Consider the following 13,365-nt stretch of genomic DNA (forward strand, 5'->3'; position numbering starts at 1 on the left):
GGTCTGGAGCCAGCGTGCAGAGTTCTGTGAGCGTCGTCGTGCCGGCGAAGGACCGGGCCCACCTCCTGGAGCGGTCGCTGGCCAGCGTGGCCGCCCAGCGGCTGGCGCCGGTGGAGGTCGTGGTGGTCGACGACGGTTCCACGGACGACACGGCGGGCGTCGCCCGCCGCTGCGGCGCGACGGTGATCCGGCTGGACGTGAACGAGGGCATCGGGCGTGCCCGCAACCACGGGATCCGCGCCGCGACGGGGGAGTGGATCGCCTTCCTCGACTCCGACGACGAGTGGTCGCCGGGTCACCTGGAACGCCTGGTGGCGCGGGCCGGGTCGCACGTGCTCGTGGCCGCGCCGGCGATCTCCACGTCCGGGCGGGTGCTCGGGAACCCCTACGACCACGACGTGCCGCTGACCTCGACGAGCGTCCTGGCTCCCGGGGACCTCGTCGTCACCTCGGGGGCGATGGCCCGCCGCAGCGCCCTGCTGGAGGCCGGCCTGTTCCGCCCGCTGCCCCGTGCCGAGGACCTCGACATGTGGGTGCGTCTGCTCTCCCTCGGCACCGGCCTGGCCACCGGCGAGGTGACCGTGACCTACAACGAGCACGCCGAGCAGTCCATCCACGACCGCGAGCTCATGCGTCGCTGCGTCGAGGACGTGATCGCCGAGGCCGCGGGGGGTGCCCTGCCCGCCGCGGCCGACGTCGACCGCGCGCGCAGCCGTCTCGTGTGGGACGACCTCCGCTCGGCCCAGCGCGGCGGGGACGTGCGGGGCGCGGCGCGGCACGGCGCCTGGCTGCTCCGCCGCCCGCACACGTGGCGTCCCCTGGCGGACGTGCTGCGCCTGCGCCGGGAGAGCCGCCAGGGCGGCGCGGCTCAGCGCGCCGCGGTCTTGCCGTAGTCCTTCGGCAGCGCCTGGAGGCGGTCCCACGGGAACCCCGCCATCACCTGGTAGTCGGGCTTGCCCTGCATCAGCGCCGGCCACGGGTTCTTGCCGGTCGCCGCGACCGTCGCGGCGGGGCTCTCGGCGACGACCGCCACGGCGCCCGCCTTGTCGGTGACGATGAACCCGTAGGTCTGCGCGGCCTTCGCGACCATCTTCGCGATCGGGGAGATCCGCAGCGCGTCCACGTCCACCGACGGGTCCAGACGCAACCGGATCCCCTCCGGGACGGCGTTCTTGCCGGTGTCGTTGCCGTCGCTGCGCTGGGCGGGCCAGCTGAAGTTGTTCCAGTTGGCCGTCGACGGCAGCTGCAGCGCCAGGGCGTGGTCGATCCTCCCGGCCTGCACGTCCTTGATGGCGATGGTCCCGCCGCCGTAGGACAACCCGCTCGCGCTGACGCCGAAGCCGCCGTTGAAGTACCCGGGGCTCGTGGACACCTTGTCGATGCGCCCGCCCCAGCACGCCTGCCACGTCCCGCCGACCTTCTTGGCCTGCCAGAACTCCCACAGCTGGTCGGTGGCGGGGGAGTAGACCGTGAGCTGCCCGTCGGTGCCCGCGGCCGGCACCGCGGTCGCGGGGATCGGCACCTGGCTGAACTGCCCGCCGGTGCCGAGCAGGCCCGACGGCGTCCAGGTCTTCTTCTGGCAGTTGTCCCAGCGGACGTCCACCCGGGCCGTCGTCGCCGGGACCGAGTAGAAGCTCGTCGAGTAGCGGTTGACGTTGAAGGCAGCCACGCCGCCGTAGTACTTGGCGGCCTGGTCGGCCACGTTGGCCACCATCGCGGCCGAGTTGCCGTTCAGCGGTGCGCTGCGGACGTCCTGGCGCCAGACGCTCAGCTTCCCGAACGGGGTGCCGTAGGGGATGGTGACGTCGTGCACGCGCACGGCGGCCAGCCGGGCGTCGGAGACCGCGCGGTGCCCCTGCGAGACGGACGGGGCGGCGCTGGCGGACGCGCTGCCGGTCGCCAGACCGGACGTCAGGGCCGCGATGGTCGCGACGGCGGCGAGCCGGAGTCGACGGCTGCGGTTCATGGTGTGCGCTCCTCAGTGGTTGCCTTCCCCAGAGGTTTCGGTTCCGCGACAAGGGTTCCCAAGGACGCCTCCCCCGTCTGCGCCGCGGACCACCTGATCGGGGGCAGAGCGGACGCGGGGGCTGGTCACGGTGCGTAGCCGCGAGCACGAGCCGGTGCACGGACGCCACGGGCTGGTCACCTGTGCGCCGTAGCGCCTACCATGCGTGAGTCGAGGTCACCGTCGTTCTCGTTGCCCGATCCGCCCGGATCACCCGCCGCGAAGCCGACGAGAGGTGCTGACCGTGCCCGCACGAGGCCGACCCCCCGAGCTCGACGACACGTCCCCCACCTCCCGCGACGCCCGCGGAGGTGTGGACCTGCAGGTGTCCAGGCGCCCCGCCCTCCCGCGCCGACGCCTGGTGGTGGCGCTGGTGGCCGGGGTCGTGGCGCTCGCCACGGCCGGACTGCTCCTGCGGGGCCACCTCCCGGGGGAGCAGGACACGCCCCCGCCGCCGGCCCCCGTCGCCGCGGACTACCCCTTCGGCCCGGCGAGCGCGTGGCGGACGGACATCAGCGCCGCTCCCGTGGCGGCGGACTCCGCGCAGCAGGTGGCGGGGCTGGTGGGGCAGGTGACGCAGCACTGGGGCGGCATCGCGTCGTTCAACGTGGACCAGTTCACGGCGAGCTGGTACACCGCCGCCGAGGGACAGGCCACCACCGACGTGACGTGGGTGGACTGCCAGGACAAGGGCTACCAGCCGTACGGGTTGACGGGGGAGGACGGTCTGCTCACCGACGTCCCCATCCCCGAGGGCGCGCGGCCCTCACCCGGCGGGGACGGTCAGCTCACCATCTGGTCCCCCTCGCAGGACCGGCTGTGGGAGTTCTGGCAGGCCGAGCAGGTCGACGGGCGCTGGCAGGCGTGCTGGGGCGGCCGGATGGACCACGCCTCGACGAACATCGGCGTCTTCCCCGAGGGCTTCGGGGCCAGCGCCAGCGGCCTGGCGATGTCCGCGGGCACGGTCTGGGTGGACGACGCCCGCGCCGGGCGCATCAACCACGCCCTGGGCCTCGCCGTGCTCCAGCCCGCGGCCTGGCCGCGCTTCAGCTGGCCGGCCAACCGCACCGACGGCGGGAACACCGACCCGCACGCCCTGGCGGAGGGCACCCGGCTGCGCCTGGACCCGGACCTGGACCTGGACGCCCTGGAGCTGACCCCCCTCGCCCGGATGGTGGCTGTGGCCGCGCAGCGCTACGGGTTCATCGTGACCGACACGGCCGGCGCGGTGAACGTCGGCGCGCAGCTCGGGCAGCCGGTCGAGGACGACCCGGACTTCTGGACCCGCCAGCTGCAGGGGGTTCCGCCCTACCAGGTGCTGCGGGGGTTCCCGTGGGAGCACCTGCAGGCGCTCCCGCACGACTACGGCAAGCCCGCCGACGCGGAGTAGGACGCGCCGCCCTCAGCGCAGGGGGCGGACGACCCGAGCGGGAACTCCCGCAGCCAGGCTGTGCGGGGGGACCTCGCCCTTCACCACGGCGCCCGCGGCGACCACCGAGCCCTCACCGATCCTGCTGCCGCGCAGGATGATCGCCCCTGCGCCGACCCAGACGTCGTTCCCGATGACGACGGGTGCAGTGGTGTAGGCCTCGCGGTCGGCGCCGCGGGGTTCGAACACGTGGTCCTCGTCGTGGATGGAGACGCGCTCCCCGAACCGGCAGTGGTCGCCGATCTCGAGGGACTCGAACACCGAGACGTAGCAGCCGACGTTGAAGAAGACGTCGCTGCCCCAGCGGACGTGACCGTGGAACTGCCCGTGGAAGTCGCCGGCGATCGTGCACCCGCGGCCGCGCTCGAACCGCCCCTGCGGGCCCAGGGTCATGGCGACCCTGGGCCCGAGGGCGAGCGGTGCCCCGCGCAGGCGGGCGTTGCGCAGGGTCCTCGAGTGGAACCGGCCGCGGCGCAGGACCCGCTGGACGATCGGCGTCCCGGGCGCGGGAGCGGTCGAGGGGGGCGGGGCCGCGCTTCCGTCGCTCACGCCCCGATCATCCCCGCTCACTGACGCGAGGTCCAAATCGCCTCTCCCGGTGCTCAGCGGGTGAGCTTGGCGTCCGCCCAGTCACCGTGGTCGAAGCCGCTGCCGTCGCCGGCGTCGGTCATGACCAGGCGGATCTGCGAGGCGCCGGCGACGTTCACCGTCAGCGTCTTGGCGCCGCCCCAGCGCATCACCCCGCTGTCGGCCAGCTTGGTGGTGCCGTCGAAGACCTGGAAGACGACCGAGCCGGACTGGCCGACCTCGGCGTCCAGGCCGACCCGGGCGCTGAAGGTGCTCGCCCCGTCGGTCGGGACGACGACCTCGGCGGAGGCGTGCATGCCCAGGCCCTTGGCGTAGCGGACGCCGCCGACCGTGATCGGCTTGCCGTCGCCCAGGTTCTTCTCGCCGTTGGACAGGTCCCGCTCCACGGGTCCCCAGCCGTTCTTGACGGTGGTGAAGGGGAGGTCCGACACGAAGGTGGCGGTGGGCGTGGGCGTCGCGGTGGGCGTGGGGGTCGCCGTGGGCGTCGCGGTGGGCGTGGGGGTCGCGGTGGGCGTCGCGGTGGGCGTGGGCGTGGTGGTGGGCGTGGGGGTCGCGGTGGGCGTGGGGGTCGCGGTGGGCGTGACGGTGGGCGTGGGCGTGGGCGTGGGCGTGGGCGTGGGCGTGGCGGTGGGCGTGGGCGTCGCGGTGGGGGTCGCGGTGGGCGTGGGGGTCGGCGCCGGTGCACCCGGGGCCACCACGACGCGGTCGGCGGGCGCGGTGCCGAAGAGCTTGGCGTCGCCCCAGTCCGCGTGGTCGAAGGCGGTGCCGTTGCCGGCGTCGGTGGCGACGAGGCGGATCTGCTGCATCCCGGCGACGCTCACCGTCAGCGTCCTGCGGCTGCCGGCGGTGACCACCCCGGTGTCGGCGATCTTCGTGGTGCCGTTCCAGACCTGGAAGACGACGGAGCCCGACTTGCCGCTGTCGGTGTCGATGCCCACCTGGGCGGTGAACGTCTTGGCGTCACCGACGGGCACGATCACCTCGGAGTTCGCGTGCGTGCCGAAACCCTTCGCGAAGACGGTGCCGGCGATCGACAGCGGACCACCGTCCCCGGCGGCCTGGCCGCCGACGCTGGTGTTCTTCTCCACCGGGCCCCAGCCGTTCTTGACCGCCTGGTACGCGGTGTCGGAGGCGTAGGTGACGTCGGCCTCGGTGACCGTGAGCGCGCTGCCGTCGCCGGTCCGGCCGTAGTCCTTGGGCAGCGCCTGCAGCGACTTCCAGGGGAAGTTCTGCATCAGGGAGTAGTTCGGGGTGGAACCCATGAGCGCCTTCCACGGGTCGACACCGGTGGCCGCGATGGTCGCGGACGGGTCCTCGGCGATCACGGCGACGCAGCCCGCGGTGTCGGTGACGATGAAACCGTACTTCTGCGCCGCCTTGGCGACCATCTTCCCCAGCGGCGTCAGGGCCAGCGCGTCGACGTCCACCGACGGGTCGAGCCGCAGGCGGGTTCCCTCGGGGACGCGGTCCGCCGAGGTGTCGCTGCCGTCGCTGCGCTGGGCGGGCCAGCTGACCTCGTCGCTGCGACCCGGGTTCGGCAGGTGCAGGGCGATGGCGTGGTCGATGCTCCCGGACTGCGCGTCGCGGATCCCGACCGTCCCGCCGGCGATGGCGAGACCGCTCGCGCTGGCGCCGTAGGTGCCCGAGAAGAACCCCTGGTTGTGGGAGACGCCGTCGATCCGCCCACCCCAGCAGGCGGTCCAGGCCCCGTCGACCTTCTTGGCGACCCACAGCTCCCAGAGCTGGTCGGTGTCCGGGGAGTAGATCGTCAGCTGGCTGTCGGTCCCCTTGGCGGGGATCGCGTCGGCGGGGACGGGGACCTGGGTGAACTGCCCGCCGGGACCGAGCAGGTCGGGCGGCGTCCAGGTCTTGCCCTGGCAGTTGTTCCACTTCACGTCGATGCGCGGCTGGTCGGCGGGAACCGTGTAGACGCTGGTGCTGTAGCTGTAGGCGTTGAACGCGGCGACCCCCCCGTAGTAGGCGGCGACCTGGTTCGCCACGTTGGTGGCCATGCCCGCGGAGTTCGCGGCCAGCGGAGCCCCGGTGACGTCGAGCTTCCAGGCCGTCCCCGTCGTGAACACGCCGCCGGTGGGCATCTGCGGGATCGGGGCGGTCGCGGCCGAGGCGGAGGTCGCGGAACCGGTGGCGGCCAGGAGGGAGGCGGTGACGACGACAGCCGCGAGCAGGCGCTTGCTGAGCATGGGGGGTTCTCCAGGTGCAGTGGCTGTCAGGACTCCCCAGGCATCGGCGCGGTGGACTCGGGACAGCAGCCGGCGCCGGACACGTCACCCCCCTGCGGGGTTTCACCGTCGGGAACTCACTCGGCGTGCATCGTCGCCGAGAACCCAGCGGATTGCCCCGTCACCCGTTGGCGCCAACGTGTGACCTCACAGCCTGTGCGGTGGTGGGCCGTCCGTGGGGGCACGTGCTCGCGGCGGTGACCCCGAGCGCACGCGGGCCTCGCCTCGCGGTCGCCGGCACCGCCGCGACCGAGCGGTCGGTCACCTCGGACGGGTGCCCGTACGCACGCCTCGCAGCCGGCGGACGACGAGGTGTGACCGGGAGGGGGGCTGCGCCTAGTACCGTGACCCCCGTCGGGTGGTCGCGGGGCACGCTCCCGCACCGACGGCTCGAGGGCGTCCACCACCGGCCGGAGGTGTCTGCATCCCGGCCGCTGCGGGCGTCGACGACGGACGCAGCGAGGGGAGCGTGACCAGGTGGAGCGTCGACGAGACGGTGGGGGCGCACCCGCAGAGCCCTCCCCGCAGGAGGAGGGTGCGGAGCCCGACCTCGCCGTGGAGCGCGGCGGTGCCGGTGGCGCTCAGGAGCGCGAGCTCGTGGCCGCGGGAGCGTCGGTGCCGGACGACGGCCAGCCCCCACCGGGATCGCTGACCACGGCCGTGACCTCCGGGGCGTCGTGGTCGGCCATGGGGCGCCTGGGGGCCCAGTTCCTGCAGTTCGGGGCGGGACTGGTGCTGGCCCGCCTCCTGGTCCCGGCGGACTTCGGCCTGCTGGCCAGCGTCTACGTCATCACGGGCTTCGCCGTCCTGTTCTTCGACATGGGCCTCACGGGTGCGCTCGTGCACCAGCGCGTGATGCGCCAGGCCGACCTCGACACCGTGTTCTGGGTCAACGGCATCGGAGGTCTGGTCTTCGTCGGCCTGCTGGCCGCCATCGGACCGCTCGTCGCCGACTTCTACGGCGACGAGCGCCTCACGTACCTGACGCCCCTGGCGGGGCTGAGCTTCGCCCTCTTCCTCGGGGTGAGCCACAGCGCGCTGCTGCAGAAGTCGCTGCGCTTCAAGCAGCTCGCGCTGGCGGAGACCCTCGCGGCCGTGGTGGGCAACGTGGTCACCGTGGTGGGCGCCGTGGTCGGCCTGGGGCCGCTGGCCCTCGTCGCGGGGCCGGCCGTCCAGTCGCTCGTGCTCACCGTCCTGCTCTGCGTCGCCGCCCCCTGGCGACCGCGGGGCTTCATCCGGCGCGAGTCCGTCCGTCGGCTGTGGGCGTTCTCCGGGGGTCAGCTCGGCTTCACGGTCGTCAACTTCTTCGGCCGCAACAGCGACAACCTCCTCATCGGCCGCTTCCTCGGGGCGGCGCCGCTGGGCTACTACAACCGCGCCTACAACCTGATGCTCCTGCCGCTGCAGCAGATCAGCCAGGTCATGGGACGGGTGATGTTCCCGGCCCTGAGCGCGATGGGTGACGACCGCCCCCGCCTGCAGCGCGCCTACCGGCGCACGGTCACGCTGATCACGGCGATCACGATGCCCGTGCTCGTGGGGATGTCCGCCGTGGCCGACGGTCTCGTCCCGCTGCTGTGGGGCGACCAGTGGACGACGTCCATCCCGCTGCTCCAGCTGCTCTGCCTCGCCGGGCTGCCGCAGTGCCTCGCGAGCACGGAGGGCTGGCTGTACCAGTCGCAGGGCCGGACGGTGACGATGTTCAAGATGGGCGCGGCCAGCACCGCCGTCTGGGTCGCGGCCATCGTCATCGGCCTGCAGTGGGGAACCGTGGGGGTGGCCGTGGGCATCCTCGTCACGACCTGGGCGTACCAGCCCTTCGCCATGCACGTGGCGTGTGCGCTCATCGGCCTGAAGGGCCGCCGGGTGCTGTTCGACATCGCCCCGACCGTGCTGATCTCGCTCGTGATGGGTGCCGTCGTCTGGGCGGCGCCGGCCCTGCTCGGCCTGTCCCGGCAGGAGCCGCTGGTCGTCGTCGGGCAGGTCCTCGTCGGGACGGTGCTCTACGCGGGGCTGATGCTGCTGTTCCGCCGCGACGTCCTCCGGGACCTGAAGAGCCTGCGCCCCGGGGCGTCGCGCGCGGCGGCGGCCTGACCCTTCCCCGCTCCTGCCCGCGGGCCTAGTGCCCGGTCGAGGCGTTCAGCAGGGTGCGCAGGTGCTCCGCCACGGTCTCCCAGGAGCACCAGTCGAGGTCGGGGCTCCCCTGGGTCGGCGCGGCGGCGAGCGCAGCGCTCAGGGCGCCGGCCGACAGCTCCCCGTCGTACAGGTGGACCCAGGCGTGCCCCGTCGCGTCCCGCAGCTCCTCGAAGACCGGCGTGCGCGGCAGCAGGACCGGGCGCCCGATCGACAGGGCCATGAGCGCGCTGCCGGAGTTGGTGATGCGGGCGTAGGGCAGCACGACCAGGTCCGCGGCGGCGACGGCCGTCGTGAGCTCCTCCTGCGTCAGGAAGCGCGGCTGCACGCGGGTGCGCGGGTCGAGCGCGGTGTCGGTGAGCAGCGTGCGGGCCTCCTCGTCGGCCGGCTGCCCGCACAGCAGCAGGCGGCGACGCGGTGACCGGTCGCCCGCGAACGCCGCGAGCAGCGCGTCGAGACCCTTGTAGGCCTTCAGCTTGCCGAAGGTGAGCAGGACCTCGTCCGCCGGCTCCAGGTCCAGCTCCCCACGAGCCGCAGCCCGGTCCGGCACCGGCCCGGTGACGGGGTGGTAGTTGCCGTGGGGGACGACCACGTCGACGTAGCGGCGGGTCGGGTGCAGCTCCCGGAACTCCCGCGCTCCCGCGGCCGTGAACGTGTGGACGTGCGTCGCGAGCGCGCTGAGGCAGTTCCACATGAGGCGCTCGAGACGCGGGTGGCCGCCGTGGTGGCCCCGTGCGTTGTGCACCGTGAGCAGCACCCGGTGGCCCGCCAGCCGCGCGGTCGTCGTCGTCAGGAGGAGTCGCAGCAGCCCGCGCACGGGGCCGGCCGGCCCGGTCAGCGACCACTCGGGCCACTGCAGGTGCAGCCAGGCCCGGCGCGTGAGGACGAGCTTGGCCACGCTGGGCGTGCGGACCCGGGCGCCGGCGGCGCGCAGGGCGTCGACCCACAGCCCGGCGAAGGGGTTGTCGGCCAGCTCCCAGACGCTCTCGAAGACGCTGACCTGCCCGGCGGGACCGCTCCCGCGCAACCGGGTCACCGCTGTGCCGGGGTTCCCGTGGGACCGGCGTCGGTCGGCACGCCGTGGTCGTCGAGCTCGACGAGCGAGGGCGGCACGCCGCTCGCCACGGCGTCCTGGACGTCCTGCCCGGGCCGTCGGCCCCGCACGATGCGGGCGGGGTTGCCCGCGACGACGGTCCACGGCGGCACGTCGGAGGCCACCACCGAGCCGGCGCCCACGATGCTGCCCGTGCCGATGTGCCGTCCCGGGAGGATCACGCAGCCGGCCCCGATCCACACGTCGTCCTCGATGACGATGGGGCGGTCCTCGAGGAAGCCCTGCTGGTTCATGGGCACGTCGACGCTGCGGGTGTCGTGGGAGGACGCCAGCAGGATGCAGCGCGGCCCCATCATCACGTCGCGCCCGATGCGGACGGGCCCGATGACGAGCGCGTCCATGCCGATGTCGGAGCGGTCGCCCAGCTCGACACCGCGACCGGAGCCGAACCAGGCGCCGTGCTCGACGTTCACGTCCCGGCCGCAGGCGTCGAGCATCCAGCGGGCGAGGCCGGCGCGCACCAGGCGCGCGGCGTGGCCGCCGGGGCGCGGCGACCACGGCAGGTGGCGGGCGAGGCCCAGGTAGGCCACCGACGCGGCGGCCCGGCGCGGGGTCATGCTCACGGGCGTCGACCCCCAGGTGCTCCGACGGGGTGCAGGAGGTGGGTGCGCAGGGCGATGCCCGCCACCGTCCACACCACGAAGTTCGGGAACGGGTACGGGTTCGGGCTCAGCATCTCCGGGAACAGCCACATCGTGGTCCCGGCGATCGCCAGCAGCTTCCACTGCCCGGCGTCCTCGTCGCGACCGCGCCGGCGCAGCGCGGCCGAGGCCGGTCCGAGCAGGAGGCAGCCGACCCACAGCGCCGCACCCGGCAGCCCGAGCTCGGCGGCCCGGCTGAGGACGACGTTGTGGACCTCGATGGTCACGTTGGTGACGGGGTAGTCGTCGGCCTGGCGGACGTACTGGGAGCCGACGTCGATGAACCGCAGCCACCCGACGCCCGTGAGCGGGTGCTCGCTGACGACCCGCAGGGCGGCCTCGTTCGTGTTGGAGCGGTCGTCGACCGAGCGGGTGGTCCCGGCGCGCTCGGACGCGACCTCCTGCAGCGTCGGGACGGCGGCCACGAGGACGCCGAGCGCGACGGCCCCGCCGGCCAGCACCAGGGGCAGCCAGCGGCGCAGCTGGGGCGAGGCCAGGCAGGCCAGCACGACGCCCAGGGTGAACCCGACCCACACCGACCGCGTGAGGCAGAGGAACACGCCGCACACGCTGAGCGGCATGACGACGACGGCCAGCGCGCGCCAGGCGCCGCGGTAGCGGGCGGCGAGCACCGCGGCGGCGAAACCGCACTGCGCCAGCGCCATGCCCATGGCCTCGGAGGCGACGAAAGGACCGCGGGCGCGGCCCCAGTTGATGCCCACCGCCTCGTCGACGACGTAGCGCGGCCACACGAACCGCGTCGGACCCACCTGCTCCAGGATCGCCGTGACCCCCAGGTACAGGCCCAGCACGGTCAGGCTCTTGAGCAGCAGGTCCCGCCTCGGCGCGGTCGCGTAGACCAGCGGCGCCAGGCAGAACAGCAGGAAGGGGACGAGCAGCCGGTCCAGGAACGCGAAGAACCCGAGCGAGGACAGCAGGGTGGAGTGCGCGGCACCCGACCAGGCGGCGAGCGCCAGCATGGCGACCATGACCGTGTGCACGGGGCGCCAGCGCAGCCGGCCGGAGGCGTGCCACGCCACCGGGTCCAGCAGCAGGAGCAGGCAGCCGAGCCCGAAGAGCATGCGGTCCGGGCCGATCGGCAGACCGAGGTCCCCCGAGTGCCCCGAGAAGATGCTCAGCAGCAGGGACCCCGTGAAGCACCAGACGTAGGCCGGGTGACCGGTGCGCGCCGCGGTGTCCGGGACGGTCCCCGCACCCCGCTGCGCGACGGGGACCGCCATCAGCTCCTGCCCACGTGCTCTCGCACGTCCACGTCGTCCTCCAAGCGCACGGTGTCGCTCGTCGGGGCGCCGTCCCGGCGCGCGCGCCGGCGCTCGAGGCCCGTCGCGATGACGAGCGCGAGCACCAGGCCGAGGCCGAGGCCCGCGATGCCGTAGCGCGACGCGCTGGCGCGGCGGTCGTCGGAGGAGACGAGACCCGGCTGGATCACGGTGAGGCCCGACGCGGACGGGGTCGACGTCACGGCGTCCTGGTACTGCTTGCTGGCCGCGCTCTGCTGCACCTGCAGCACGTCGTAGGCGCTCTGCGCCTGCACGAGCCCCTGCTGGGCCGCGGTGACCTGCTCGGGCGTCGCGCGCCGGTCGCTCGTGGCCGCCCCGAGCGCGCTCTGCGCGGCCTGCACGAGGACCTGCTGCTGCGCCGCCTGCGTCGAGAGCTGGGTGTACTTGTCCAGCAGCTCCTGCGGCCCCGTGCTGGTGAGGCTGTTCACCTGGTCGCTCAGCGACGTCGCCACCGCGCCGGCCGCCTGCCGGGCTGCGGCCGGGTCGGTGCCGGTGACCTCGATGCGGATGACGCTGCTCTCGGGGATCGGGGAGGCGGCGACGGTCGACAGGCTCGACGCGGCGGTGCCGAGCACGGGGGCCAGGGCGTTCTGCGCCTGCTGGTCGTTGACGTAGCGCGCGAGGTCGGAGGCGAGCTGCTGGGAGGCGATCGAGTAGCCGGCCACGGCGCGCGCGTCCAGGGACTGGCTGCCCACGGCGACCCGGGCCTCCCCGACGTAGTGCACGGGCAGGACCTCCCAGCTGGCGCCGGCACCGGCGACCAGGCCGAGGAGGCCGAGGACGACGGCCAGGGGCCAGCGCATCGCCAGGGCCCGCAGGGGGCTGGTGGGGGCGGTGCTCGAGGGGGGCGGTTGCACGGGGACTCCATCCGCAGGGGGCCTGGTGGACGGCGAAGCAGACCACGTCCGGGGCCTGCGCTACCAGTTCGCGACAGAGAGTACCGGCGTCAGCCCGTCCGTGGACGCCGTCGCTGGGCCGTCCGGGTCGCCTGGGCCGCGGCCCGCCCGGACCGTGCTCCGTCCGGGGCCGCGGTCCCCTCAGCGGCGCAGGGCGGCGAAGTACCGGCGCACGTCGTCCTCGCGCACGTCGCCGTGGTCCTTGGTGGAGTGCACGATCTTCTTGCCCCGACGGGTGATCTCCTCGACGGGCCAGGGCAGGCCCTTCCAGACCACGGCCAGGGGCTCGCCGTCGCCGCTGAAGTCGCCGATGCGCCAACCGGCCGAGCGGACCACGAGGCTGAGGAGCTGGTCGTCGGCCATCGTGCTGCGGCGCAACCGCTCCCCGTTCAGCAGCCCCCGGCGGCGCAGGTCCTCCAGGCACGCGCGCGAGGTGAAGTACGCGGCGCCGAGCAGGTGCTCGCCGCGCTCGTAGCCGTGGCGGCGGGCCCGAGCCCTCAGCAGGTGCATGCGCGCGGCGAAGACCGGGTGGCGCCAGTTGCGCAGGTCCTCCCGCAGGGCCTGGGCGGCGGGGGAGAAGTCGCGCCGCGCTCCCGTGCAGGTGGTGCGGCAGGAGCCGAGCAGGCCGACGTCGGGGTGCTCGCCCAGGCGCGCGACGGCCTCGCGCTGGGGGGTCGGCCCCACGACGAGGGCGTCGGTGTCCAGCTGGAGCACGACGGGGGCGTCGGAGAGGTCCAGCGCCGCCCGCATCCCGCGGCAGGTCACGGCGTACAGGCCGCCGGTGACCCCGGACCCGACCCGTCCCGACGGGACGCGCCGCACCCGCGGGGCCCGGGCCTCGAGGGCGGCGGCGATCTCGCGGTCACCCGAGTCGTCGACGGCGACGAGGACGTCGAGGTCGTCGCCGATCCAGTGCTCGGCGCTGTCGATGGTGTCGAGCACGTGGCGGACCGGGGTGCGGGGTCCCACGCACATGAACACGGCTACGGACGTAGAGGACGACACGCAGTGATGATGG

11 protein-coding genes are annotated in these 13,365 nt (G+C 74.0%); 3 read left to right on the forward strand and 8 right to left on the reverse strand.

Annotated features, from left to right (window positions below):
- Window positions 1–14: 14 nt before the first annotated feature.
- The gene (locus F1544_RS25320; protein WP_167584362.1) at window positions 15–893 is read left to right on the forward strand and encodes a glycosyltransferase family 2 protein; all 879 of its coding nucleotides are present in this window, start codon (window positions 15–17) and stop codon (window positions 891–893) included.
- Here F1544_RS25320 and F1544_RS08890 read toward each other — a convergent pair.
- The gene (locus tag F1544_RS08890; protein ID WP_167584364.1) at window positions 869–1,966 is read right to left on the reverse strand and encodes a DUF4124 domain-containing protein; all 1,098 of its coding nucleotides are present in this window, start codon (window positions 1,964–1,966) and stop codon (window positions 869–871) included. The two genes, F1544_RS25320 and F1544_RS08890, sit on opposite strands and share 25 nt — an antisense overlap.
- Before the next feature lie 283 nt (window positions 1,967–2,249).
- Between F1544_RS08890 and F1544_RS08895 the strand changes: the two genes are divergently transcribed.
- Complete coding sequence (locus F1544_RS08895; protein WP_167584366.1) at window positions 2,250–3,395, forward strand: hypothetical protein; 1,146 nt, start codon at window positions 2,250–2,252, stop codon at window positions 3,393–3,395.
- A gap of 12 nt (window positions 3,396–3,407) precedes the next feature.
- On the opposite strand, the gene F1544_RS08900 is transcribed toward F1544_RS08895, so the two are convergent.
- Window positions 3,408–3,983 carry an acyltransferase gene (locus F1544_RS08900; RefSeq protein WP_208971552.1) on the reverse strand — a complete coding sequence of 192 codons (576 nt, stop codon included), beginning with the start codon at window positions 3,981–3,983 and terminating at the stop codon, window positions 3,408–3,410.
- Between the two features lie 53 nt (window positions 3,984–4,036).
- Complete coding sequence (locus F1544_RS23435) at window positions 4,037–6,223, reverse strand: NPCBM/NEW2 domain-containing protein (RefSeq protein WP_208971553.1); 2,187 nt, start codon at window positions 6,221–6,223, stop codon at window positions 4,037–4,039.
- 516 nt (window positions 6,224–6,739) lie between these two features.
- Here F1544_RS23435 and F1544_RS08910 point away from each other — a divergent pair.
- The gene (locus F1544_RS08910) at window positions 6,740–8,356 is read left to right on the forward strand and encodes an MOP flippase family protein (protein ID WP_167584369.1); all 1,617 of its coding nucleotides are present in this window, start codon (window positions 6,740–6,742) and stop codon (window positions 8,354–8,356) included.
- A 25-nt stretch (window positions 8,357–8,381) separates the two neighbouring features.
- Here the strand turns inward: F1544_RS08910 and F1544_RS08915 are convergent, their stop codons facing one another.
- The 5 genes from F1544_RS08915 to F1544_RS08935 form a co-directional block, all read right to left on the reverse strand.
- Window positions 8,382–9,422: a glycosyltransferase gene (locus F1544_RS08915; RefSeq protein ID WP_167584371.1), complete on the reverse strand. Its 1,041-nt coding sequence runs from the start codon at window positions 9,420–9,422 to the stop codon at window positions 8,382–8,384.
- A gap of 5 nt (window positions 9,423–9,427) precedes the next feature.
- Complete coding sequence (locus tag F1544_RS25325; RefSeq protein WP_167584467.1) at window positions 9,428–10,066, reverse strand: acyltransferase; 639 nt, start codon at window positions 10,064–10,066, stop codon at window positions 9,428–9,430.
- Window positions 10,067–10,068: 2 nt separating this feature from the next.
- Window positions 10,069–11,391: an O-antigen ligase family protein gene (locus F1544_RS08925; RefSeq protein WP_167584373.1), complete on the reverse strand. Its 1,323-nt coding sequence runs from the start codon at window positions 11,389–11,391 to the stop codon at window positions 10,069–10,071.
- Window positions 11,391–12,308 (reverse strand): hypothetical protein, encoded by a 918-nt coding sequence (locus F1544_RS08930; RefSeq protein ID WP_167584375.1) that lies wholly within the window; start codon window positions 12,306–12,308, stop codon window positions 11,391–11,393. The genes F1544_RS08925 and F1544_RS08930 overlap by 1 nt, the downstream gene beginning before the upstream one ends.
- Before the next feature lie 180 nt (window positions 12,309–12,488).
- Entirely contained in the window at window positions 12,489–13,352 is an 864-nt protein-coding gene (locus tag F1544_RS08935) for a glycosyltransferase (protein WP_167584377.1), read from the reverse strand.
- Window positions 13,353–13,365: the final 13 nt, after the last annotated feature.

Source organism: Kineococcus rubinsiae (assembly GCF_011839805.1).
Classification (GTDB): domain Bacteria; phylum Actinomycetota; class Actinomycetes; order Actinomycetales; family Kineococcaceae; genus Kineococcus; species Kineococcus rubinsiae.

Coding starts and splice junctions, on each gene's coding strand:
- F1544_RS08890 (WP_167584364.1), bottom strand. CDS start 1,966: ATGAACCGCAGCCGTCGACTCCGGCTCGCCGCCGTCGCGACCATCGCG.
- F1544_RS23435 (WP_208971553.1), bottom strand. CDS start 6,223: ATGCTCAGCAAGCGCCTGCTCGCGGCTGTCGTCGTCACCGCCTCCCTC.
- F1544_RS25325 (WP_167584467.1), bottom strand. CDS start 10,066: ATGACCCCGCGCCGGGCCGCCGCGTCGGTGGCCTACCTGGGCCTCGCC.
- F1544_RS08925 (WP_167584373.1), bottom strand. CDS start 11,391: ATGGCGGTCCCCGTCGCGCAGCGGGGTGCGGGGACCGTCCCGGACACC.